Raw genomic sequence first — 22,053 nt, 5'->3', positions numbered from 1 at the left:
GACGCTCGGTGAGGATACCGCCAAGGAGAAACACCATGAAGTGGGCTGCCCCGATCGTGTCCGAGATCTGCGTCGGCATGGAAGTGACGAGCTACGAGTCGGCCGAGATCGACACATTCAACTGAGTTTTACGGGCCGGGGATCTCGGGAGCCGCACCATGCGCGTCGTGATCCTCGGTTCCGCGGCCGGCGGCGGCCTTCCCCAGTGGAATTGCCGCTGCCCCATCTGCACGCTGGCGCGGTCCGAACCGGACCGGGTGCGGCCCCGGACCCAGTCGAGCATTGCGGTGTCCGCGGACGGGTCGGATTGGCTGCTGATCAACGCCTCGCCGGATATCCGGCAACAACTCTTCGACAATCGAGCGATGCATCCGCGCGAGGGCCTGCGTCACTCGCCGATTTGCGCCGTGCTTCTGACCAACGGTGACGTCGATCATGTCGCGGGCCTGCTGACGCTGCGCGAAGGCCAGCCCTACACGCTCTATGCAACAGGCGGGATTCTCGACTCGGTGAACGCCAATCGCGTCTTCGACGTGATGGCTGACGGCGTCGTAGCCCGTGAGGCCGTCGGCATGGACACGCGGTTCGAGCCCCTGCCCGGCCTGTCGGTCACGCTCTTCGCCGTCCCCGGCAAGGTGCCGCTCTGGCTGGAGGACGAGACTATGGAGATCGGCGCCGAGACCGAGACGACGGTCGGCGCCTTGATAGAGGCCGGCGGCCGGCGCCTTGCCTACATTCCCGGCTGCGCGCGGGTGACGGACGGGTTGCGGGCGCGCATCGCCGGTGTGGATGCGCTGCTGTTCGACGGCACCGTCCTGCACGACGACGACATGATCCGGGCCGGCGTCGGGACGAAGACCGGCTGGCGCATGGGGCACGTGCCGATGCGCGGCGCGAACGGTTCGATCGATGCGCTTGCAGCGACCGAGATCGGGCAGCGCATCTTTGTGCACATCAACAACACCAATCCGGTTCTGGTCGAGGGATCCCCGGAGCGCGGGGATGTCGAGGCGGCCGGGTGGACGGTGGCGCATGACGGGCTGAGCCTGTCGCTGTAGCCAGACGCGTCCAACGTACGCCGTCATCCTGACGTGCGGCGAAGCCGCGTCGAAGGATAACGCCAGGGATCGCGCGGCGGGCTAAAGGTCTCGCTCGAAATCTGCGCTTCGCTCCGGCATCTCAGGATGCGGGTGTGAATCGGGAAACGTGGGCCGGAGGTCGAACGACGCGACAGAATATCTCGGCAGACGTTGACGGTTGGGCCGACCGATTGCCGGCACTATATCGTCCTTGAGTTCAGGAACACGCCCCGTGTGCCGAGGGCGGGACGACACAGGAAACGCGACCCGAGAACGGACGCCGGACACGCCATGAACGCAATTTTTCCGACCCCCGATACCGCCGAGAGCCAGCGTCTCCTCAGCCCCGAGGAATTGGAGGCCGCGCTCCGCGACATCGGTGCGCGCCGCTACCACATCCTGCACCCGTTCCACCGCCTGCTCCATGACGGAAAGCTGTCGAAGGATCAGGTCCGGGCTTGGGCGCTGAATCGCTACTACTACCAAGCCATGATCCCGGTGAAGGACGCCGCCGTCCTCGCGCGGATGACCGATGCGTCGCTGCGGCGGATCTGGCGCCAGCGTATCGTCGATCACGATGGCGATCACGAGGGTGACGGCGGGATCGAGCGCTGGCTCAAGCTCGCCGAGGGCGTCGGCTTCGACCGGGATTACGTGCTCTCGACCCGCGGGATCCTCTCGGCGACAAAATTCTCGGTCGAGGCGTACGTCCATTTCGTCTCGGAAAAGAGCCTGCTGGAGGCGATCGCCTCGTCGCTGACCGAGATGTTCTCGCCGACCATCATCTCCGAGCGTGTCGCCGGGATGCTGAAGAACTACGACTTCATCACCAAGGACACGCTGGCCTATTTCGACAAGCGCCTAACCCAGGCGCCGCGGGATGCCGATTTTGCTCTGGATTATGTAACGCGGCACGCGACCACGCCGGAGTTGCAGCGTCAGGCCATGGCCGCGCTCACCTTCAAGTGCAACGTCCTCTGGACCCAGCTCGACGCCCTGTACTTCGCCTACGTCGCCCCCGGCATGATCCCGCCGGATGCGTGGCGCCCGGGCGAAGGCCTCGTCGACGAGCAGCCGCAGGTTCAGGCCGCCGGTGCGGGCCGCAAGATGGCGGCCGAAGATCGTCCGCGGCTTCCCCGCGGTGTCCGGCTGCGCAATGACGAGACCCGGGGCAAATGGGTCCTCCTGGCCCCCGAGCGCACCTTCGATCTCGACGACAATGCCGTGGCGGTTCTGAAGCTCGTCGACGGCAACCGCAGCGTGGCGGCGATCGCGGACGAATTGGGCCAGACCTATGCGGCCGACCCGCGCGCCATCGAGGCCGACATCCTAGTGATGCTCGACGGGCTGGCCGAGAAACGGGTCTTGGAGCGATGAACGCCGTCACGCCGAATCGCCCCGAGGCACCGGCCCCGGTGGGTCTGCTCGCCGAGCTGACCCATCGCTGCCCGCTGCGTTGCCCGTACTGCTCCAACCCGCTCGAGCTCGACCGCCGCTCCGGAGAGCTCGACACGGCGACGTGGCAGCGTGTCCTCACCGAGGCTGCGGGCCTCGGCGTGCTCCATGTCCATCTCTCCGGCGGCGAGCCGACGGCGCGCAACGATATCGTCGAGATCACCAAGACCTGCGCGGATCTCGGCCTCTACTCGAACCTGATCACGTCGGGCGTCGGTGGGGCGCTGGGCAAGCTCCAAGCGCTCTACGATGTCGGACTCGACCACGTGCAGCTCTCGGTCCAGGGCGTCGACGCACAGAACGCCGAGCGGATCGGCGGCCTGAAGAATGCGCAGCCCCAGAAGTTCGAGTTCGCCGCCAAGGTGGTGGAACTCGGGCTGCCGTTGACGCTGAATTCGGTGATCCACCGCGGCAACATCCACGAGGTGCCGGGCTTCATCGATCTGGCCGTGACGATGGGCGCCAAGCGGCTCGAAGTGGCCCACACGCAGTATTACGGCTGGGCCTACGTCAACCGCGCCGCGCTGATGCCCAACAAGGCGCAGGTGGACGAGTCGATCCGGATCGTCGAGGCCGCTCGGGAGCGGCTGAAGGGCCAGCTCGTCATCGATCTCGTGGTGCCGGATTATTACGCCAAATACCCGAAGGCCTGTGCGGGTGGCTGGGGCCGCAAGCTCATGAACGTCACGCCGCAGGGCAAGGTCCTTCCCTGCCACGCCGCCGAGACGATTCCCGGCCTGGAGTTCTGGCACGTCGGCGATCATTCGCTGGGGGAGATCTGGCGCGACTCGCCGGCCTTCACGGCCTATCGCGGCACCGACTGGATGAAGGAGCCCTGCCGCTCCTGCGACCGGCGCGAGAAGGATTGGGGCGGTTGCCGCTGTCAGGCTCTGGCTTTGGCCGGGGACGCCGCCGCCACCGACCCGGCGTGCTCGCTCTCCCCGCTTCACGCCAAGGTGCGGGCGCTCGCCGTCGAGGAAGCGGCCGAGAACCCGCCCGATTATGTCTATCGGACGATCGGCAGCAACGTCCGATCGCCGTTCAAGGAGGAAGTTCACTCGTGAGAGTTGTTGCCACGACCGCCCTCGTGCTGGTGCTGGCCGCGCTGCCTGCCGTGGCCGAAGACGCACCGAAGCCTGCCGCCGTGACCCAGGCCAACGCCGCGGCCCCGCCCTCAGCGTCCGATCTGCTGTTCGATCAGCCGCAGATGAAGAACACGGCGCCGGGAGCCAAGATCACCTACGATTACCTGCGCCGCTCCGGCATTGCGGGTGGGCCGTTCGGCGCGCCGTTGCAGGACACGCTGGTCCTGACGATCGAGCCCGGGAAGAGCCCGGACGCCCGGGACATCAGCGTCACGATGTTCTCCGGCTTGAACCGCGTGCCGGCCGGCCCGTTCGAGGATATGGCGGGCAACCCGGTCGTGTCGCTCTTCTTGGAGAACCACCTGAAGGGTCTGGCCAAGGTGCTTGAGGCCAACCCGCGCTACCTGAAGCTCGCGATCCGCAAGGGTTTGCGCGAGAAGGCCGTCGTCACGCCCACGAAGGTCAATTTCGGTGGCAAGGACATCGATGCCTGGCAGGTCGTGACCAAGCCTTTCGCGGGCGACGCGTTGGCGCAGCGCATGCGCGGCATGGACGACATGACCTATACCTTCGTCACGGCCCCGTCGGTCCCCGGCGAGATCGTCTCGATCGAGGCGTCCTCGAAGAACCAGGACGGTGGCGAGTTGCTGGAGGAGAAGCTGAACTATGATCAGAAGGCTGGCTGAACGCGGCGCGCTGGCCGTCCTCGCCCTGACCCTATCGGGGCTGGCCGGCTGGGCGGCGGAAGAGAATGATTACCCGACCGATGCGCGGGTCGATTATGTGTTCGGCTGTATGGCGGCCAACGGCCAGACTCGGGACAGCCTGCAGAAATGCTCCTGCTCGCTCGACCAGCTCGCCGCGATCCTGCCCTACGACAAGTACGTGCAGGCAAGTACCGTCCTGTCGATGCGGCAAGGCATCGGCAACCGCGCCAACGAGTTCAAGTCGACCAAGATCTTCGACGACAAGGTTGCAGAACTCCGGCGTGCCCAGGCCGAGGCCGAGATCCGCTGCTACCACGGGTAGGCAGGTGAGGCCGGCGTTGCGCCGGCCTCGCGATTGACGCACACCGGGCCCCGAAGCGCGCACGTGAACGGGACCCGCACCGTGACCCCCTCCCCCGGCCTGTCCGACCTGCTCCCCAATCTCGGCGGGCGCACGCTGGTGATGGGCATCCTCAATGTCACGCCCGACTCCTTCTCCGATGGCGGTTTGTTCACCGGAGAGGATGCGGCAGTGGCCCAGGCGGAGCGGCTGGTTGCGGAGGGGGCCGCGATCCTCGACATCGGCGGTGAATCGACCCGTCCCGGCCATGTCCCGGTGCCGGCCGAGGAGGAGCAGGCCCGCGTCCTGCCGGTAATCCGCGCAGTGGCGCCGCGGCTGGCCGTTCCGATTTCGATCGACACCTACAAGGCGTCGACGGCCCGCGTCGCCCTGGAAGCCGGCGCGCGGATCGTCAACGACGTCTGGGGCCTGCAGCGCGAACCCGATATCGCCACGGTCGCGGCCGCCCATGGAGCGCCGGTCATCATCATGCACAACCGCGCGACGATCGAACCGGATATCGACATCGTCGCCGACATGCTGGCCTTCTTCGAGCGCTCGCTCGGCATCGCGCATCGCGCCGGCATCGACGATGCCAACATCGTGCTCGACCCCGGGGTCGGGTTCGGCAAGACCTGGATGCAGCATCTCGAAGCGCTGCGCCGTCTGCCGGAGATCCGGGCCCTGGGCTTCCCGGTTCTCGTCGGGGTCTCGCGCAAATCGCTGCTCGGCCGGCTGCACGACCGCGAGAGCCGTCCGGCCGATCGCCTCACTGGGTCGCTTGCCGCCCATTCCGTCGCGGCAACGCTCGGCGCCGACATCGTGCGGGTGCATGACGTGGCGGCCCATGTCGACGCCATGCGGGTGGTCGATGCCGTGATGCGGCCGGAGATCCAGTGACGATGGCGGGCGACCTCATCCGGGTGACGCGGATCGCCGTGTTCGGCCGGCACGGGCTGCTGCCCGAGGAGGCGGTGCTCGGCCAGCGCTTCTATATCTCGCTCGAGGCGCAGCTGGATCTCGCCGAGGCAGGACGCACCGACGATGTGGCCGGGACGGTGAGCTATGCCGACCTCACGCAGATCGCCGTTGAGATCGCCACGGAGCGCCGCTTCAATCTGATCGAGGCGCTGGCCGAGACGATCGCGGCGACGATTCTCAATCGATTTGAACGCGTAGCGACGATCGCGGTGCGGATCGACAAGCCGAGCGCACCGGTCCCAGCGATTCTGGAGGGCGTCAGCATTGAGATACTGCGGCGCCGTGGAGCCCACGCATGAAGGCGTATCTCGGCATCGGCAGCAACATCGGCGACATGGCCGCGATGCTCGACAGGGCCGTGGCGGGCCTCGCGGCGACGCCTGGCATTCGTGTCGTGGCGCGCTCAGCCGATTACCGAACGCCGCCGTGGGGCAATACCGATCAGCCCTGGTTTCTCAACGGCGCGGTGGCGGTTGACACCGATCTGGATCCGCACGGCCTGCTGGATGCCTGCCTGTCGATCGAGCACGATCTCGGGCGCGTGCGCGAGGAGCGCTGGGGGCCGCGGGTCATCGACATCGACGTCCTGGCTTACGAAGGCGCTGCCGTGGATGATGCCCGCCTCGTCCTGCCGCATCGCTACGTGCGCGAACGTGCCTTCGTTCTGGTGCCGCTGGCCGAGATCGCACCGAATCTCATCATCGGCGGCGAGCGGGTGGAGGATGCGCTGGAAAAGCTCGACCGGAGCGGGATCGAGCGGGTCTGAACCCACTCAACGCTCGGCGGGCTGGGCCAGCTTGTTCTCTTCCTCGTCGAGCAGCGGAACGTTGTAATCGCGAAGAACGGCGTCGATATCGGCCTTACGCTTGCGCAATACACCGTTCAGCGTGCGCTTCCAATCGTTCTCGCCGATCCGCACGCCCATGGCGATCCGATAGGCCATCGGCGGCCGTTCCGGTTCTTTGAGCAAGGGCACGACGTTCATCGCCGTGCCGGACTGCTTGGCGAGCCAACCCGCTGCGGGGCCCCACAGCACCGCGGCGTCGATCTCCTTGGCAGCGAGTGCCGCGACGATCTCGGCCGCCACAGTCTGATGCTTGCGCGCCGGGTCGAGCTGATAGGGGGCGTAGGCCTTCATATTCGAGACCAGCCCGAGATCGCCCATCCGGTTCACCGGCGGCGTGCCCGCGATCACGCCGATGCTCTTCCCCTTCAGGCGCGCATCGTCGAGGCCGGTGACGCCGTCGAACTCGCCGGCCCGTGTCACCAACGTGTAGGCAGAACGGTAATAGGGATTGGTCGTCTGGACGAGGTCGCCGCCGAAGGCCGTACCCATGATGAGATCGCAAAGGCCGGTCCCGAGCGTGTTGCGCACGAAACCGGGGCCCTGCGTCAGCCAGTAATAGCGGATCTTGACCTTCAGTTCGTCGGCGATGATCGCCGCGATCTTGTTCTCGAAGCCGTCATCCTTGCGTTCGGAGAACGGCATGTTGCCCGGATCGCCGCAGACGCGCAGAACGTCCGTAGTCACCGTATCCGGCAGATGCTGGGCGAGTGCTCCCTGCGCCGTCGTCAACGACAGGGCGCAGAGAGCGATCCGGGCAAAAGGCGACATCAACCGCCCATGCACTCCTTCTCGGCCGTCCTGGCGGTCTCGGGCTTGTCTTCGTGTTCGGAGGGGCGAATACGGCCGACCGCTCCGGCAGCGCGCGCCTTCAAGTAGACGTAGAGATCGTCCGAGTAGCACATGACGTTCTTGTTGTCGCCGAACGCCGGCATGACCTTCTGCTCGGACGCGCTCACGTCCTGCTTGCCACCCACCAGGATGCCGATGAACTCCTCGTACGAGAGGTGCTTCAGCGAGTCCTTCAGGGCCGGCGCGTAGGTGGAACCCATGCCGTCCGGGCCGTGGCAGACGTGGCACTCGGCGTGGTAGCGGCGGTAGCCCGAGTAGGTGTACCAGTCGAGCTTCTTGCCGTCCTGGGTCACGTGGAAGGTCGGGTGACCGTCGGCATCGGTGTACTTGCCGTCATCGACCTTCACGGCGGCATCCGCCGCAAGCAGCTTGGGGTCCTGCTCGGCGCTCTTGTCGTTCGCGTTCAGCGAATTGGCGAGCTTGGGGTCGGCAGCGGGCTTGGCATCCTCAGCATGTACGGCAACCGCGGAAACGGTCGCTAGGGCGAGGGCGGCGATAACCGGCCGCGTTACGATCTTGCTGAGGTTGAGCAACGCATCTGTCTCCCAGTTCCGAGGCTTTTCGTCTTCGAACGAGCGACCGCCTCTTACACGCAAATCTAATCAAAAGAGTGCCGGCGCGGAAGCCCGCGCCGGCACCGATCTTACCTTGTACCCTGCGGCCGATTAGTTCGGCAGGGCGAAGACGGTCAGCTGGCCGCCCAGGTTGGTGTACTGCGACAGAGCCGCGTAACCACCCACCGCGCCGAGGCCGGCGTTCGGGTCGGTCAGACCGGCCGCGAGGCCGATGCCGGCCCAGCCACCGACGCCCGACAGGACGCCGACGTACTGCTTGCCCTTGTGCTGGTAGGTCATCACGTTGCCGATGATGCCCGACGGGGTCTTGAACTTAAACAGCTCCTTGCCGGTCTTGTCGTCGACCGCCTTCAGGTAACCCTCAAGCGTTCCGTAGAACACCACGTCGCCAGCGGTGGCCAGAGCACCGGACCACACCGAGAACTGCTCGGCGTCGGACCACTTGATCTTGCCGTTGACGCCGTCCCAAGCGATGAAGTTGCCCATGCCGCCATGCGAGTTCGGGGCCGGGTACATCGAGAGGGTCGCACCGACGTAGGGCTGGCCCGGGGTGTAGGTGACCCGGAACGGCTCGTAGTCCATGCAGACGTGGTTGGTGGGCACGTAGAACAGCTGGGTCTTCGGCGAGTAGGCCGCAGGCTGCTGATCCTTGGTACCAAGCGCCGCCGGGCAGATGCCCTTGGAGTTGGTGTCCTCACCGTTCTGCTCGGTCGAGTACTTCGACACGACCAGCGGACGGCCGTAGTTCTTGGACCCCTTGTCCATGTCGACCTTGGTCGCCCAGTTGACGGCCGGATCGAACTTCTCGGCGACCAGGAGGCTGCCGTCCGCGCGGTTCAGCGTGTAGCCGAAGCCGTTACGGTCGAAGTGCGTCAGGAGCGGCTGCTCCTTGCCGTCAACCTTCTGATCCGTGAGGATCATCTCGTTGATGCCGTCGTAATCCCACTCGTCGTGGGGAGTCATCTGGTAGACCCACTTGGCGACGCCAGTATCCGGGTTACGCGCCCAGATGGTCATCGACCACTTGTTGTCGCCCGGACGCTGCTTGGGGTTCCAGGTCGAGGGGTTGCCCGAGCCGTAGTACATCAGGTCGAGCTTCGGATCGTAGGAGAACCAGCCCCAGGTGCAGCCGCCGCCGGTCTTCCACTGATCGCCTTCCCAGGTCTTCAGCGAGGAATCCTTGCCGACCGGCTTGCCGAGCGAGGTGGTCTTCTCCGGATCGATCAGCATCTGATCGTCCGGGCCCTCGGAGTAGCCGCGCCACACCTTCTTGCCGGTCTTCAGGTCGTAGGCGGTGACGTGGCACTGCACGCCGAACTCGCCGCCCGAGATGCCGACGATGACCTTGTCCTTGACCGGCAGAACCGTCGCGGTGTTGGTCTCGCCCTTCTTGGGGTCGCCGTTCACGACCGACCAATTGACCTTGCCGGTCTTGGCGTCGAGCGACACGAGGGTGGTGTCAGCCTGGTGCAGAAGGATCGTGCCGTCGGCGTAGGCCAGGCCACGGTTGACCGTGTCACAGCACATGACCGGGATCACGGACGGATCTTGCTTGGGCTCGTACTTCCAGACGATCTTCGCTTCGTGGTCGAGATCGAGCGCGTACACGATGTTCGGGAACGGCGTGTGCACGTACATCATGTTGCCGACGACGAGCGGCGAGCCCTCGTGGCCACGCAGAACGCCGGTCGAGAAGGTCCAGGCAACCTGAAGGTTCTTCACGTTCGACGCGTTGATCTGGTCGAGCTTCGAATAACGGGTGTTGGCGTAATCGACCGTCTGAAGTGCCTGCTCCGCCGGGTTGGCGATGCTCTTCAGAACGCTTTCGTTGGCCAGCGCCGGCGCGGCAACCGCCGCAACGCCCGCGCCGAGCGCAAGGAGATGCACTGCTCTCATGGGTTCCTCCGACAAGTCTTTGAGAATACTCGCGACACACCAAGAGTGCGGTGTCGCGCGGACTCCGACCTGACTATTTGCGACAGGGATGGACGCCTCGGTAGCGGGCTTCATCGACTTCAAGAGATCTTCAGATCCCTTAGCCAGGAACCACCATCCCTGAGGCGGTCCCCTCGAAACCGAGGCTTGCCCGGACCTTAAGAGATTTTTGAGCGCCGTCAACTCGCAGTTCCACCGATGTGGACACAGGATGAAGGCTTATTCAGAGGTTACAGAAGGCCGTTGATCGTCATCGATCCGGCTTAGGAAATGGTGCGCTGCACAATCAGTTTATTGTTCGGCGCTGGCGATCTCACGGCGTTGTGACAGCACCCTATGCAGGACTTGCATCCGGGAAAGCGTTGCTGTGCGTACTCATGCACCGGTTGCGCTGATAGTGGTCGGATAGCCAGCCGACTTCACGGCACCGCGTCCGTCAAAGACGGCGATGCGGTATCAGATCTCTCTCGTCTAAGCCGGCTATTGAGGGGTCTGAACACCTGTGCGCCCAGTCGCCGCATGCTTTAAAGAGCGGGACCCATTTCACATAAGAAGTGTTGGGCGCGACAAATTGCCGAATCGTCCCGGCCAGCTACGCTCGAACGGCGTCGGGTATCCGGCCTCAGGGACATCAGCGAGTCGAGGCGATGTGGCCGGTCAGAGCGTTCCGATTTGGCCGGTGCTCTCGAACTCGGCGGTGTCACCAACGAGGTCGGTCATCGAGATGTCGAGACGCCGCCCGTTCGCAAGCCGAAGCTGCGCGTCCGGTTCGAGCCAGATTGGCTTTAGATTGGTGTGGCTGCCGTGAAGCGTGCCGTGGGCAACGACGCCGACCTCCCGTCGCTCGACGATCACGCGGTAGCGGACCCGCACCGAACCGCATCCCTCCGCCGTAACGAGACCGCGGCCGGTCAGCGTCTTGAGGACTTCGTTCGGCTCGAACATACGCGGGACGCACGGGCGGGAAGGAACGGCAACCGGATTGCCATTTAATCCCACCCACCGGCCAAGTCACGCCTTCATGGTTCGGTTATTCCACGCCCGTCAGCGGGCACTCAGTCCACGGCGGGCGATGCCGGTTCGAGATCCCGCACCACGATCCGGCCGGCCTCGACGGAGAGCGCCAGCCGGCCCTGCTTCAGCGCGAGCGCCTTCTCGCCGAACAGCGTGCGCCGCCAGCCTTCGAGGGCGGGCACGTTCGCGCGATCGTCGTCGGCGATCGCTTCGAGATCATCGACGGTGCCGATGATCTTCGGCGCAACGCCTTCGGCTTCGCAGACGGCCTTCAGCAGCACCTTCAAGAGTTCGACGATGGCGCCGTTGCCACCGCCCCGGCGCAGCCGCTCCGGCATACGGATGTCGGCCGTGTCTCGCGACAGCCCACGCTCCACCGCCGCAAGGATGTCGGTGCCCGTGCGCGACCGCTCGAAGCCGGCCGGGATCGTGCGCAGGCGGCCCAAGGCTTCGACGCTTCGGGGCGCCGCGGAAGCGATGTCGATCACCGCCTCATCCTTGAGCACCCGCCCGCGTGGGACGTTGCGTGTCTGCGCCTCGCTCTCGCGCCACGCCGCGACTTCCATGAGCACGGCGATTTCGCGTGGCTTGCGCATGCGGCCGGAGAGCCGCCGCCACGCCTGGGAGGGATCGGCCCGGTACGTGTCGGGCGAGGTCAGGACCGCCATCTCCTCGTCGAGCCATGCGCCACGGTCGGTGCGCAGCAGCTCGGCGACCAGGACTTCGTAGACCGTGACGAGGTGGGTGACGTCCGACAGGGCGTAGGTCAGCTGCGCCTCGGACAGGGGCCGCCGGGACCAGTCGGTGAAGCGGGACGACTTGTCGATCTTGGCCTTGGCGACATCGTTGACCAGCTGCTCGTACGAGACGGAATCGCCGTAGCCGCACACCATGGCGGCGACCTGCGTGTCGAAGAACGGATGCGGTAGGATCCCGCCCATCATCCAGACGATCTCGAGGTCCTGGCGGGCGGAATGGAAGACCTTCACGGTCCGCGTATCCGCCATCAAGTCAATGAACGGCTGCAGATCGATTCCCGGCGCCAGGGGATCGACCAGGACGGCAGTGCCGTCCGGGGCCGCCATCTGGATCAGGCAGAGCTTGGGGTAGTAGGTCGTCTCGCGCATGAACTCCGTGTCGACCGTCACGAAGGGTTGCGCGGCCAGACGCGTACAGATGTCCCGCAGGGTGCCGGTCGAAGAAATCAGATCCATGAACCGGCTATACGCAACCGACGCGGCGGTGGGGAGGGAAACCCGCACCGCGTCCCTGTTTTTCCCGTATTCCCGTCATGAACCCCATGTTGAGGAAACCTTCAGGGGTTGCGAGGCGGCCCTCCGGCGCGCTTGTCCCTGTCGCTTGATCCGAAGGGTATCGGCCCGGCGCTGCGCCTCGGCGCGCCCGAGCAGCCGGTCGAGGATACCGGTCTCGATGCGTTCGCCGGTGGCGCCATCCACGAGGCGACGGATCCGGTCGACCCGGAAACCGCGATAGCCGCCCCGACGGGCGTCTATGCCGCCGAGGAGGGTCCGGCCGGGTCCGAGCTTGAGTTCGCGCGCGGCGAGGGAGCGGTTGCTCCAGGCACCGGACGCGTCCTCGTAGACGAGGTCGAAATGCCCATCGAGCGGCAGCGTCCGCCACGCGCTCGGACGCGCATCGACAGGGGTAGCTCGGCCGCCCCCGGATGGAAGAAAAGCGTTTTCGATCATGGACATGATATGGGGATTGCTGGGCCCGTCCGGTAGTCCGGCGGGGACCGCCGAAGCCGTTTCCCGAGGCCTCCGGTGCGGACCGCGCTTGACTTGGGGGGGCTCGCGTGAATGGTGCCGGCCTTCCCACAGAAGAAGCCCGTCATGCATCGTTACCGTTCCCACACCTGCGGGGCGCTCCGCCCGTCCGATGTCGGGCAGGCCGTCCGGCTTTCAGGCTGGTGCCACCGCATTCGCGACCATGGCGGTGTGCTCTTCATCGATCTGCGCGATCATTACGGGCTGACGCAGTGCGTGATCGATTCGGATTCCCCGGCCTTCAAAGCGGCTGATGACGTGCGCTCGGAATGGGTCGTGCGGATCGATGGCCGCGTGCGGACCCGCCCGGCCGGCACAGAAAACCCCGAGCTGCCGACCGGCGTCGTGGAAGTCTATATCGACGACCTGGAGGTGCTAGGCCCGGCGGGCGAGCTGCCGCTGCCGGTCTTCGGCGATCTGGAATACCCGGAAGAGACGCGGCTGCGCTACCGCTTCCTCGACCTGCGCCGGGAGAAGCTCCACGCGAACATCATGAAGCGCGGGGCGATCATCGACTCGCTCCGCCGCCGGATGCGCGACGGCGGCTTCTTCGAGTTTCAGACACCCATTCTCACGGCGTCGAGCCCGGAGGGCGCCCGCGACTATCTCGTGCCGTCGCGAGTCCATCCCGGCAAGTTCTACGCGCTGCCGCAGGCGCCGCAGCAGTTCAAGCAGCTGACGATGATCGCGGGCTTCGACCGCTACTTCCAGATCGCGCCCTGCTTCCGCGACGAGGATGCCCGGGCCGACCGCTCGCCGGGCGAGTTCTACCAGCTCGATATCGAGATGAGCTTCGTCACCCAGGAGGACGTGTTCCAGGCGGTGGAGCCGGTTCTGCGCGGGGTATTCGACGAATTCGCCCAGGGCAGGCGCGTCACGCAGGAATTCCCGCGGATCACCTACGCGGATTCGATGCTGAAATACGGTGTCGATAAGCCGGATTTGCGCAATCCGCTGATCATCGCCGACGTGACGGACCTGTTTGCCCGCGAGGACGTGGCCTTCAAGGCGTTCAAGGGTGTGATCGCCGGCGGCGGTGTGGTCCGGGCGATCCCGGCGACAGGAGCGGCCGCGCAGTCGCGCTCGTTCTTCGACAGGCTGAACGACTGGGCGCGCTCCGAGGGGGCGCCGGGGCTCGGCTACGTCGTGTTTGAGGAGGAGAACGGGCAGCTCACCGGCAAGGGGCCGATCGCCAAGTTCATCCCGGCCGAGGTGCAGGCGAAGATCGCCGAGCGGGCCGGGGCCAAGGCGGGCGATGCGGTGTTCTTCTCCGCCGGCGTCGAGGGCAAGGCGGCCGGGCTCGCCGGCAAGGCGCGCATCCGCATCGGCGACGAGCTGGGCCTGTGTGACAAGGACCAGTACGCCTTCTGCTGGATCACCGACTTCCCGATGTACGAGTGGAGCGAGGAGGAGAAGCGGATCGACTTCTCGCACAATCCGTTCTCCATGCCGAACATCGATCGCGAAGATTTTTTACAACTTGATCTCGATAAACTTAAGGCAGAGCAGTATCTTGGCCTGCCCGACGGCGAAGTCACAAAAAAAATCCTCGGCATCAAGGCGTTCCAGTACGACATCGTCTGCAACGGGATCGAGCTGTCGTCCGGCGCGATCCGGAACCACCGTTCCGACGTGATGGAGAAGGCGTTTGCCATCGCGGGTTACGGCCGCGAGGTGCTTGAGGAGAAGTTCGGCGGCATGCTGAACGCGCTCCGCATGGGCGCCCCGCCGCACGGTGGCATCGCGCCGGGTGTCGACCGCATCGTCATGCTCCTGTGCGATGAGCCGAACATCCGCGAGGTGGTGCTGTTCCCGATGAACCAGCGCGCCGAGGATCTGATGATGGGCGCGCCCGCCGAGGCAACGCCCAAGCAACTCCGTGAGCTGCATATCCGGCTCAACCTGCCTGAGAAGAAGGCCTAGTCCGGCCGCGCGGTGCCGCGCCTCGTCGCCATCGTGGTTGCGCACGACAGCGCCGAGGTGCTGCCCGCCTGCCTTGCCGCGCTCGCCGGGCAGCATGTGCCGGCGATCGTGGTCGACAATGCCAGCCGGGATGCCTCGGCTGCCGTCGCGGAGGAAGCCGGTGCGCAGGTGATCCGCAACGCCCGCAACGAGGGTTACGGCCGCGCCAACAACCGGGGCGTCCGGGCCGCCGTGACGGCGGAGCACATCCTGATCGTTAACCCGGACGTGATCCTGCGTCCCGGCGCCGTCGATGCCCTGTTGGCGGCCGCCCGGGCCTGGCCGGATGCCGGCCTGCTGGCACCGCGGCTGGTCGAGCCCGACGGGCGCTTCTTCTTCCAGGCGCGCTCGCTGCTCGCGCCCTATCTGACCAATCCGGGCGGCCGGCGCGCGCTGCCGCAGGGCGATGCCTGCGCGCCGTTCCTGTCCGGGGCCTGTCTGCTGATGCCGCGCCGCCTCTTCCTGGACCTCGGCGGCTTCGACGAGCGCATCTTCCTGTTCTACGAGGACGACGACCTGTGCCGGCGCGTCGCCGAGGCCGGTCGCGCCCTCATCCACGTCCACGCTGCCGAGGCGCTGCACGGCCGCGGCCGTTCCTCGGCGCCCGAGCGGGGCCGCGTGTTCCGCACACGCTGGCATCAGGCTTGGTCGCGGGCCTATGTCAGCCGCAGATACGGCTTGCCCGATCCGAGCCTCGGGATCCTGCTGACCAACCTGCCGAAGGCGCTGCTCTCCGCCCTGATTCTGCGCCGGAGCGGGCTGGAGCGGTATGGCGGCTCGGCGGCGGGCGCCCTCGCCTTCCTGCGCGGCCGCACCGCCCTGGCACGCGAAGGCCTGTCCGGATGAGCGCGCGGACCATCGCCGAAGCGCTCGATGCCGGGCGCAATGGCTTCACCGGCCTGCGGCTGGCGCTGGCGGTCGCCGTGGTCGTGTCCCACGCCTTCAGCGTCGCGACCGGCGCCCCCGGGGACGAGCCCCTGGCCCGTCTCACCGGCTACACCTTGGGCGAGCACGCGGTGAACGGCTTCTTCGCCGTATCGGGCTTCCTCGTGACCATGAGCTGCGACCGGCGCGGGATCCGGGACTATGCGCTGGCCCGAAGCTTACGGATCCTGCCCGGACTGGTCGCCGCGACCCTGATCGTGTCGCTGGGCCTCGGCGCGGCGATGACCCGCCTGCCCGTCTCCGAGTATCTTCGCGAGCCGAGCCTGTGGGCGTTCATCCGCGGGACGCTGACGACCTTCAAGAGCAATGCCGCCCTCCCCGGCGTGTTCGAGCACAACCCGTACCGGGCGCCGCTCGGCACGGTCTGGACGCTGAAATACGAGGTTCTGTGCTATCTCGGCGTTCTCGCCGCCGCCCTGTGCGGTCTGCTCCGGCGGCGTTGGTCGGCCCTGGTGATCGTCGCGGGGCTCGCACTGGCGCTGGCCATCGTGGGCGGCCTGCGGGGCTCCGACTTGCCCAAGGGTACTGAGACCGCCCTGCGCCTGCCCCTGATCTTCGCGGCTGGCGCGTGCCTCTATCTCTGGCGCGAGCGCCTGCGGATCTCCGGCGCCGCCCTCGCCTGCCTCGCCTTCGGGGCCTGCGTCCTAGCCCGAACGCCGGCCTATCCGGCCCTGCTGTTCCTGGCGGAAGCCTACGGCGTGGTCTGGCTGGCCCTCGGTCCCCTGGCGCGGGGCGTGTTCGATCCACCGGCGGACCTGTCCTACGGGGTCTATCTCTACGGCTGGCCGATCCAGCAGACCCTGCACGCGCTCTGGCCGGAGATCTCGGGACCCGCGCTGCTGGCCCCCGCCCTCGCGGCGACGCTGCCGGTGGCGGCGCTGTCCTGGTACGGGATGGAGCGGCCGGCCCTGGCGCTCAAGGCCCGGGCGCTCGGGCGGCGACGCCTCGGCACGATCGAGACGGCGGGGCCGTGAAGGATTTCGACAGGCTGCTCCCGCCTCCGGCAGCCTTGGCGGTAGCGGCAAGGCTGCTGGAGGCCCGGGGCTTCACGATCGTCGCCCGGAACGAGCGCGGCGACACCCTTTACCTCGCGCGTCCGGGCCATAACGCAACCCTCCGCCTATCCAACCATGCACGTCGGCCGCGGCAGCGGCGAAGCCATCCCGAGGTCGTCACGAGCCTCGTAGTCGCCACGCCGAAGCGGTTGGGCCAACTCGACGTGATGATCGCAGCGGCGCTGCGGGATTATGCGGCTGGCACAACTGAAGCTGCGGCGGGAGAGCTCCCGCCCTCTGAATAGGAAAATCTTGACAAAAGTCAGCTCGCGAGATAGGTTTTTTGTCCAGGCGGGGGTGGGGCGGATGTCACGACTGACCAATGATCGTCACGCTCAGGAAGTCGCGGCCCTTCGCATCGAGCTCGCTGGCCTCGCCATCGGCGTCAAGCTGATACGGCTTGAGCACGTTTTGAGCCGCAAGTACCGACCTGACCAACCGCGCGCGCCGACCGGCCAGTCCGATGGCGGTCGCTGGCTTCCGGAGGGCACCGGCGGCGGATCCCAGGCTCAATCGCAAACGGAAGACGCTGTCCTCGAAGATGGATCGCGGGTTCTCTCGATCCGGATTCGCGCCAAACCGCATACGGACTGGGACGAGCAGCACACGGTCACCGGACAGGATGGGACACGAACGGTCTTCGAGACCTCAGGTCTCACGCAGACGATCCGTGATGGTGACAGCAACGAGATCCTGGCTCGAAGTAACCTCACTTCGGATGGAGCGGAACCGGAAGCCTTCGTCCAACTGGCCCGGGGTCGGCCGCGCCCGTCAGACGAACTGGCACGGCGATTTGCGAGGACACTCGAGGCAGCCGGATCGCTCTTCTCGGCTCTGTCTGGGCGGAACACCACCGATCGAAAGGCTATCTTCGCTGCCCCCGCAAGCAGTATATCCCGGGGAATGCTTATAACGATCGAGCCATGTGGGTTGGGGCAGTAGGGCAGACTGAGTTGGACCAGTTGTGCCCTCGTAACAGGGAGGTGCAGGCTATAGCGGACGCGGTCGCTGCAGGTGTCAAAGCGTCTGGTAATCACTTCGGTGGGGAGGATTTCGGCAACAAAGTGCATGCTGGCATTGCGGGCGTCATAAATGCCCGGAAAGACCTGAATTTCGTTGCCGAGACATCTTTCGATGCTACGACCGGCTCGGATGCGAAATATGGCGCGCGAGGATCGATCCGGCTTGACGTGCTTGAGCGCTCGCAGCCATCAACTGTCTGTGTCTATGATCACAAGACCAGGAATGCGTACCTTAGAGGACCACGGTCAGTCGATATTGCCACCGTTGTGCAAAGACGATATCCAGGCGCCCTGCGTTATATTCTAATCCAGATCGAGCCCATGATATGACCGGCGCTCGTCAAGTTCGACCGATCTTCGAAGCTTTGAAGACCAAGCATCCGTATCTAGTGCAGATCGGGAGTCGTTTCGCAGTTAGAGATCCTGTTCATCATATTGCGCTTGGCATATTTATCGAGCGGACTTCTGATCCAAATTGTTGCTTGCCGAAGTTTTTTTATGACGGCGCTATACTTTGCGGGTTTGCCCGGGGCTATTCCTATTGGTACATACTTCGAATATTTGAGTAGATCCCCAACATCAGCGGAGAAGTTCTGGCTCTGGTCCGACCCCGCGATGGTACCGGAGGCCATCGCGACCTTGGACTCAGTGGCGCTTCCTAAGCTGGCGCTCTATGGGACGCCAGAAAGCTACGCGACACTGCCGCCGCGGCCGCATTGGGTCCACGACGAGCCGCACGAGGATCGCATGATCGTCCATATCGCGGCCGGCAACCTCGAAGCCGCGCGAGCGATCTGGCACGAACGACATGCGTGGCACGCAGGCAGGTCGTTCCCGCCCAGTTCGCGCGCGCATCGCTGGCAGACCCAGCTCGCCGCCGTGGCGGAGCCCCTCATGGCCGGCGACCGCCCGGCGCTGGCCAAGATCCTCCACGATTGGGAGGCCGCCAACGTCCGCGGGACGGTGCTGGAGCCTTACTGGGAACCCACCCCATTCCCTCTGGAGCGATGAGCCCGGCAGAGTTTCATTCTGTGTCCGCCGCATCACGTAGGTAAGGCTCCACCGGGCCCTTCAGCTTCACCGTCATCGGGTTGCCGGCGCGGTCGAGGGTCTTGCCGGCCGAGAGGCGCACCCAGCCTTCGCTGACGCAGTACTCCTCGACATTGGTCTTCTCGACGCCCTTGAACCGGATGCCGATGCCACGCTCCAGCAGGGCCGCGTCGTAATACGGACTGTCCGGGTTGACCGAGAGACGGTCGGGCAGCGCGGGATCGGACATGAGCGGACTCCAGGTTCGGCGTGAGCGGCGAAGAGGATCGCGGATTACGCAATCCCCCGCCCCGCCGCAACGCTGCCGGCTTCCGCCCCGAGGGTTGCCAGGAGTGCGGCCACGTCGCCGCTCTGCAGCAGCGGCACCAGCCGCGTCACCGCCGCGTGCGGCAGGTCCCACCACGCCGCCGCCAGCAGGGCCTCCACGGTCGCCGCGTCGAACCGATGCCGCACCACCCGCGCCGGATTACCCGCCACCACCGCGTAGGCAGGCACATCACGGGTCACCACGGTGCGGGCCGCCACCACGGCGCCGGGCCCGATGGTGACGCCTGACAGGATGATGCAGCCCGAGCCCAGCCAGACATCATGGCCGATCACCACGTCGCCCCGGGAGGCGTGAAAATCCTCCGGCGCCCGCGCATCCGGGAACAGCCCGCGCATCGCGGCGAACGGATACGTGGACGCCCAGTCGAGCCGATGGTCGCCGCCGAGCAGGATCTCAACCTTGTCGGCAATGGAACAATAGCGGCCGATCGTCAGCCGCCGACCACTTTCCGGAAAGCGGACCTTTGGACGCCCATACGAGTAGGCGCCTATGGAGAAGCCGTAGGTCCTCGCCAGCTTGGCGAGGTGGAGCCGGGTCTCGTTGTGCGGGTTGCGCCCCCTGCGGAGCCGGTGCAACAGACCGGTCAAGACGCGAGCCCGCGCGATGCGCGACCGCGTCGTCCCGGGTGAAAAAGGTGAGCGGGAGCGTGGGCGATGGCCGATAACATGTCCGAGGACCTCAAGGCCGGGGCGCTCGTCTACCACCGCCTGCCCAAGCCCGGGAAGCTCGAGATCCAGGCGACGAAGCCACTGGGCAACCAGCGCGACCTCGCGCTGGCCTACTCGCCCGGCGTCGCGGCCGCCTGCATGGCGATCCACGACGACCCGCAGCAGGCCGCCGACCTCACGATTCGCCAGAACCTCGTGGCGGTACTCACCAACGGCACGGCCGTGCTCGGTCTCGGCGACATCGGACCGCTGGCCTCCAAGCCCGTGATGGAGGGCAAGGCGGTCCTGTTCAAGAAATTCGCCGGCATCGACGTGTTCGACATCGAAGTCGACCAGAAGGACGTGTCCAAGCTCGTCGACGTGGTCTGCGCACTCGAGCCGACCTTCGGCGGCATCAACCTGGAGGACATCAAGGCGCCGGAATGCTTCGAGGTCGAGGAGCAGTGCCGGGCCCGGATGAACATCCCGGTCTTCCACGACGACCAGCACGGCACCGCGATCATCGTGGCGGCCGCCGTCCTCAACGGGCTGGAACTCGCCGGCAAGACGCTGTCCGACGTCCGGATCGTCACGTCGGGGGCGGGCGCCGCGGCTTTGGCCTGCCTCAACCTGCTCGTGTCGCTCGGCGCGACCCGTGAGAACATCACGATCACCGACATCAAGGGCGTGGTCTACAAGGGCCGCCCGGAGCTGATGGACCGCTGGAAGGACGTCTTCGCGCAGGAGACCGAGAAGCGGACCCTGGCCGAGGTAATCCCGGGGGCGGATGTGTTCATCGGCCTATCGGCCGGCGGCGTCCTGAAGCCGGAATATCTCCGGGAGATGGCCGAGAAGCCGCTCATCATGGCGCTGGCCAACCCTTATCCCGAGATCATGCCGGAGCTCGCCGAGAAGGAGCGGCCGGACGCGATGATCTGCACCGGCCGGTCGGATTTCCCGAACCAGGTCAACAACGTCCTGTGCTTCCCCTACATCTTCCGCGGCGCGCTGGATGTCGGCGCCCACAAGATCAACGAGGAGATGAAGAAGGCGGCCGTGAAGGCGATCGCCGGTCTCGCGCACGAGACAACTTCCGACGTGGTCGCCCGGGCTTATGGCGGCGAGGCGCGGCCGTTCGGGCCGAAATCCCTGATCCCGAGCCCGTTCGACCCGCGTTTGATCCTGCGCATCGCCCCCGCGGTCGCCAAGGCGGCGATGGATTCGGGTGTGGCCGGCCGGCCGCTCGCGGATCTCGACGCCTATACCGACAGCCTCGATCGGTTCGTCCACCGGTCCGGCCTGATCATGAAGCCGCTGTTCTCCAAGGCGAAGGCCGAGCCCAAGCGGGTGATCTACGCCGAGGGCGAGGACGAGCGCGTGCTCCGCGCCGTTCAGGCGATCGTCGAGGACAAGGTCGCGTTCCCGATCCTGGTCGGCCGGCCGCGGGTGGTGGAGACCCGCCTGAAGCGGTTCGGCCTGTCGATCGAGCACGGCCGCGACTTCGAGCTGATCGACCCCGAGGACGATCCCCGCTACCGCGCCTACGTGCAGACTTACCTCGATGTCGCCGGCCGGCGCGGTATCACCCCGGACGCCGCCCGCACCCTAGTGCGCACCAACAACACGGTGATCGGCGCCATTGCGGTCCGCCGCGGTGAGGCGGACGCGTTGATCTGCGGTCTGGAGGGCCGGTTCGAGACGCGGTTGCGCATCATCCGCGACGTGATCGGGCTCGCGCCCGGCGTGAAGCAATGCGCCGCCATGAGCTTGGTGGTCACCCATACGGGCGCCTACTTCCTGGCCGATACCCATGTCCGCGCAGACCCGACCGCCGAGGAGATCGCCGACGTGGCGCAGGCCTGCGCCAACCACGTGAGCCGGTTCGGGCTGACGCCGAAGATCGCGCTGCTCAGCCACTCGGATTTCGGCCAGTCGGACTCGGCCTCCGCCATGAAGATGCGTGACGCCCTCGCGCTCTTGCAGACGCGCGATCCGGACCTGATCGTCGATGGTGAGATGCAGGCGGATTCGGCGCTCTCCGAGATGGTCCGGGACCGGGTGCTGCCGGGCTCGCGCCTGAAGGGTGCGGCGAATGTCCTGATCTTCCCGAACCTCGATGCGGCCAACATCGCGTTCCAGTTCGCGAAAGTGATGGCGGACGCCCTGCCGGTCGGCCCCCTGCTGATCGGACCGGCCAAGCCCGCCCACATCCTCACGCCCTCGGTGACCGCCCGCGGCATCGTCAACGTCACGGCCGCCGCGGTGGTCGAGGCGCAATCGGACGAGGCGCCGCCCAAGCCCGAGGAGGCCGGGGTCGGGATGATCTCCGAGTAAGCACCCCTCGCGATGGCCGCGAGCGTGGCCGTCGAATTGCTTGACCGCTTCCGGGG

General features: G+C 66.2%; 23 protein-coding genes. 14 read left to right on the top strand and 9 right to left on the bottom strand.

Translation table 11 applies throughout. The features are described 5' to 3' along the window. The first annotated feature begins 35 nt into the window (after positions 1-35). The 9 genes from pqqA to folK all read left to right on the top strand — a co-directional run bounded on the left by pqqA (position 36) and on the right by folK (position 6,413). The gene (gene pqqA, locus OXS27_RS16400) at positions 36-125 is read left to right on the top strand and encodes a pyrroloquinoline quinone precursor peptide PqqA (protein ID WP_012317526.1); all 90 of its coding nucleotides are present in this window, start codon (positions 36-38) and stop codon (positions 123-125) included. A gap of 33 nt (positions 126-158) precedes the next feature. Then, positions 159-1,058: a pyrroloquinoline quinone biosynthesis protein PqqB gene (gene pqqB / locus OXS27_RS16395; protein WP_267357495.1), complete on the top strand. Its 900-nt coding sequence runs from the start codon at positions 159-161 to the stop codon at positions 1,056-1,058. 312 nt (positions 1,059-1,370) lie between these two features. Then, positions 1,371-2,456 (top strand): pyrroloquinoline-quinone synthase PqqC, encoded by a 1,086-nt coding sequence (gene pqqC, locus OXS27_RS16390; RefSeq protein ID WP_267357493.1) that lies wholly within the window; start codon positions 1,371-1,373, stop codon positions 2,454-2,456. Then, positions 2,453-3,598 carry a pyrroloquinoline quinone biosynthesis protein PqqE gene (pqqE, locus tag OXS27_RS16385; RefSeq protein WP_243926548.1) on the top strand — a complete coding sequence of 382 codons (1,146 nt, stop codon included), beginning with the start codon at positions 2,453-2,455 and terminating at the stop codon, positions 3,596-3,598. The genes pqqC and pqqE overlap by 4 nt, the downstream gene beginning before the upstream one ends. A 50-nt stretch (positions 3,599-3,648) precedes the next feature. Further along, positions 3,649-4,305, top strand: coding sequence for a hypothetical protein (locus tag OXS27_RS16380; RefSeq protein WP_267357622.1), 657 nt, complete (start codon positions 3,649-3,651; stop codon positions 4,303-4,305). Beyond that, a complete protein-coding gene (locus OXS27_RS16375; RefSeq protein ID WP_243926552.1) occupies positions 4,286-4,648 on the top strand; it encodes a hypothetical protein in 363 nt (120 codons plus the stop codon). The genes OXS27_RS16380 and OXS27_RS16375 overlap by 20 nt, the downstream gene beginning before the upstream one ends. A gap of 81 nt (positions 4,649-4,729) precedes the next feature. Further along, complete coding sequence (folP, locus tag OXS27_RS16370) at positions 4,730-5,566, top strand: dihydropteroate synthase (RefSeq protein ID WP_267357620.1); 837 nt, start codon at positions 4,730-4,732, stop codon at positions 5,564-5,566. A gap of 2 nt (positions 5,567-5,568) precedes the next feature. Then, on the top strand, positions 5,569-5,946 hold the full coding sequence (gene folB / locus OXS27_RS16365) for a dihydroneopterin aldolase (protein WP_267357490.1): 378 nt from the start codon (positions 5,569-5,571) through the stop codon (positions 5,944-5,946). Next, positions 5,943-6,413, top strand: a complete 471-nt coding sequence (folK, locus tag OXS27_RS16360) for a 2-amino-4-hydroxy-6-hydroxymethyldihydropteridine diphosphokinase (protein WP_267357488.1) — start codon at positions 5,943-5,945, stop codon at positions 6,411-6,413. The genes folB and folK overlap by 4 nt, the downstream gene beginning before the upstream one ends. Before the next feature lie 6 nt (positions 6,414-6,419). Here the strand turns inward: folK and xoxJ are convergent, their stop codons facing one another. From xoxJ to OXS27_RS16330, 6 genes are all read right to left on the bottom strand, one after another. Further along, the gene (xoxJ, locus tag OXS27_RS16355; protein WP_267357485.1) at positions 6,420-7,262 is read right to left on the bottom strand and encodes a rare earth element methanol dehydrogenase accessory protein XoxJ; all 843 of its coding nucleotides are present in this window, start codon (positions 7,260-7,262) and stop codon (positions 6,420-6,422) included. Continuing rightward, positions 7,262-7,876 carry a c-type cytochrome, methanol metabolism-related gene (locus OXS27_RS16350; RefSeq protein ID WP_243926559.1) on the bottom strand — a complete coding sequence of 205 codons (615 nt, stop codon included), beginning with the start codon at positions 7,874-7,876 and terminating at the stop codon, positions 7,262-7,264. The genes xoxJ and OXS27_RS16350 overlap by 1 nt, the downstream gene beginning before the upstream one ends. A 132-nt stretch (positions 7,877-8,008) precedes the next feature. Next, entirely contained in the window at positions 8,009-9,814 is a 1,806-nt protein-coding gene (xoxF1, locus tag OXS27_RS16345; protein WP_243926561.1) for a lanthanide-dependent methanol dehydrogenase XoxF1, read from the bottom strand. 696 nt (positions 9,815-10,510) lie between these two features. After that, on the bottom strand, positions 10,511-10,798 hold the full coding sequence (locus OXS27_RS16340) for a hypothetical protein (RefSeq protein WP_243926562.1): 288 nt from the start codon (positions 10,796-10,798) through the stop codon (positions 10,511-10,513). Between the two features lie 110 nt (positions 10,799-10,908). Further along, positions 10,909-12,081, bottom strand: coding sequence for a ribonuclease D (rnd, locus tag OXS27_RS16335; protein WP_243926564.1), 1,173 nt, complete (start codon positions 12,079-12,081; stop codon positions 10,909-10,911). Positions 12,082-12,156: 75 nt separating this feature from the next. Further along, positions 12,157-12,576: a hypothetical protein gene (locus tag OXS27_RS16330; RefSeq protein WP_243926870.1), complete on the bottom strand. Its 420-nt coding sequence runs from the start codon at positions 12,574-12,576 to the stop codon at positions 12,157-12,159. A 144-nt stretch (positions 12,577-12,720) separates the two neighbouring features. On the opposite strand from OXS27_RS16330, the gene aspS reads away from it, so the two are divergent. The 3 genes from aspS to OXS27_RS16315 are packed head-to-tail and all read left to right on the top strand — an operon-like array spanning position 12,721 to position 16,535. Continuing rightward, on the top strand, positions 12,721-14,577 hold the full coding sequence (aspS, locus tag OXS27_RS16325) for an aspartate--tRNA ligase (protein WP_267357481.1): 1,857 nt from the start codon (positions 12,721-12,723) through the stop codon (positions 14,575-14,577). 12 nt (positions 14,578-14,589) lie between these two features. Then, on the top strand, positions 14,590-15,462 hold the full coding sequence (locus OXS27_RS16320) for a glycosyltransferase family 2 protein (RefSeq protein WP_267357479.1): 873 nt from the start codon (positions 14,590-14,592) through the stop codon (positions 15,460-15,462). Continuing rightward, positions 15,459-16,535 (top strand): acyltransferase, encoded by a 1,077-nt coding sequence (locus OXS27_RS16315; protein WP_267357477.1) that lies wholly within the window; start codon positions 15,459-15,461, stop codon positions 16,533-16,535. Before OXS27_RS16320 ends, OXS27_RS16315 begins: the two co-directional genes overlap by 4 nt. Before the next feature lie 390 nt (positions 16,536-16,925). On the opposite strand, the gene OXS27_RS16310 is transcribed toward OXS27_RS16315, so the two are convergent. Then, a complete protein-coding gene (locus OXS27_RS16310) occupies positions 16,926-17,222 on the bottom strand; it encodes a hypothetical protein (protein ID WP_267357475.1) in 297 nt (98 codons plus the stop codon). Positions 17,223-18,286: 1,064 nt separating this feature from the next. Here OXS27_RS16310 and OXS27_RS16305 point away from each other — a divergent pair. Continuing rightward, positions 18,287-18,649: a hypothetical protein gene (locus tag OXS27_RS16305; RefSeq protein WP_267357473.1), complete on the top strand. Its 363-nt coding sequence runs from the start codon at positions 18,287-18,289 to the stop codon at positions 18,647-18,649. A 13-nt stretch (positions 18,650-18,662) separates the two neighbouring features. Here OXS27_RS16305 and OXS27_RS16300 read toward each other — a convergent pair whose 3' ends face one another. Both OXS27_RS16300 and OXS27_RS16295 read right to left on the bottom strand, forming a co-directional pair. Continuing rightward, positions 18,663-18,917 (bottom strand): DUF3297 family protein, encoded by a 255-nt coding sequence (locus OXS27_RS16300; protein ID WP_243926575.1) that lies wholly within the window; start codon positions 18,915-18,917, stop codon positions 18,663-18,665. A gap of 44 nt (positions 18,918-18,961) precedes the next feature. Next, positions 18,962-19,591 carry a CatB-related O-acetyltransferase gene (locus OXS27_RS16295; RefSeq protein WP_276592337.1) on the bottom strand — a complete coding sequence of 210 codons (630 nt, stop codon included), beginning with the start codon at positions 19,589-19,591 and terminating at the stop codon, positions 18,962-18,964. A 78-nt stretch (positions 19,592-19,669) separates the two neighbouring features. Between OXS27_RS16295 and OXS27_RS16290 the strand changes: the two genes are divergently transcribed. Beyond that, the gene (locus OXS27_RS16290; protein WP_276592331.1) at positions 19,670-21,997 is read left to right on the top strand and encodes an NADP-dependent malic enzyme; all 2,328 of its coding nucleotides are present in this window, start codon (positions 19,670-19,672) and stop codon (positions 21,995-21,997) included. The last annotated feature ends 56 nt before the right edge of the window (positions 21,998-22,053 follow it).

It is taken from the genome of Methylobacterium sp. GC_Met_3 (assembly GCF_026540775.1).
GTDB lineage: Bacteria > Pseudomonadota > Alphaproteobacteria > Rhizobiales > Beijerinckiaceae > Methylobacterium.
This window is presented reverse-complemented; position numbering and strand designations above follow the sequence as displayed.

Bases quoted from the DNA above. Each gene is read 5' to 3' on its own strand.
- pqqA (WP_012317526.1), top strand. From the start codon at position 36: ATGAAGTGGGCTGCCCCGATCGTGTCCGAGATCTGCGTCGGCATGGAA.
- pqqB (WP_267357495.1), top strand. From the start codon at position 159: ATGCGCGTCGTGATCCTCGGTTCCGCGGCCGGCGGCGGCCTTCCCCAG.
- pqqC (WP_267357493.1), top strand. From the start codon at position 1,371: ATGAACGCAATTTTTCCGACCCCCGATACCGCCGAGAGCCAGCGTCTC.
- pqqE (WP_243926548.1), top strand. From the start codon at position 2,453: ATGAACGCCGTCACGCCGAATCGCCCCGAGGCACCGGCCCCGGTGGGT.
- OXS27_RS16375 (WP_243926552.1), top strand. From the start codon at position 4,286: ATGATCAGAAGGCTGGCTGAACGCGGCGCGCTGGCCGTCCTCGCCCTG.
- folB (WP_267357490.1), top strand. From the start codon at position 5,569: ATGGCGGGCGACCTCATCCGGGTGACGCGGATCGCCGTGTTCGGCCGG.
- folK (WP_267357488.1), top strand. From the start codon at position 5,943: ATGAAGGCGTATCTCGGCATCGGCAGCAACATCGGCGACATGGCCGCG.
- xoxJ (WP_267357485.1), bottom strand. From the start codon at position 7,262: ATGTCGCCTTTTGCCCGGATCGCTCTCTGCGCCCTGTCGTTGACGACG.
- xoxF1 (WP_243926561.1), bottom strand. From the start codon at position 9,814: ATGAGAGCAGTGCATCTCCTTGCGCTCGGCGCGGGCGTTGCGGCGGTT.
- OXS27_RS16340 (WP_243926562.1), bottom strand. From the start codon at position 10,798: ATGTTCGAGCCGAACGAAGTCCTCAAGACGCTGACCGGCCGCGGTCTC.
- rnd (WP_243926564.1), bottom strand. From the start codon at position 12,081: ATGGATCTGATTTCTTCGACCGGCACCCTGCGGGACATCTGTACGCGT.
- OXS27_RS16330 (WP_243926870.1), bottom strand. From the start codon at position 12,576: ATGATCGAAAACGCTTTTCTTCCATCCGGGGGCGGCCGAGCTACCCCT.
- aspS (WP_267357481.1), top strand. From the start codon at position 12,721: ATGCATCGTTACCGTTCCCACACCTGCGGGGCGCTCCGCCCGTCCGAT.
- OXS27_RS16315 (WP_267357477.1), top strand. From the start codon at position 15,459: ATGAGCGCGCGGACCATCGCCGAAGCGCTCGATGCCGGGCGCAATGGC.
- OXS27_RS16300 (WP_243926575.1), bottom strand. From the start codon at position 18,917: ATGTCCGATCCCGCGCTGCCCGACCGTCTCTCGGTCAACCCGGACAGT.
- OXS27_RS16290 (WP_276592331.1), top strand. From the start codon at position 19,670: ATGGCCGATAACATGTCCGAGGACCTCAAGGCCGGGGCGCTCGTCTAC.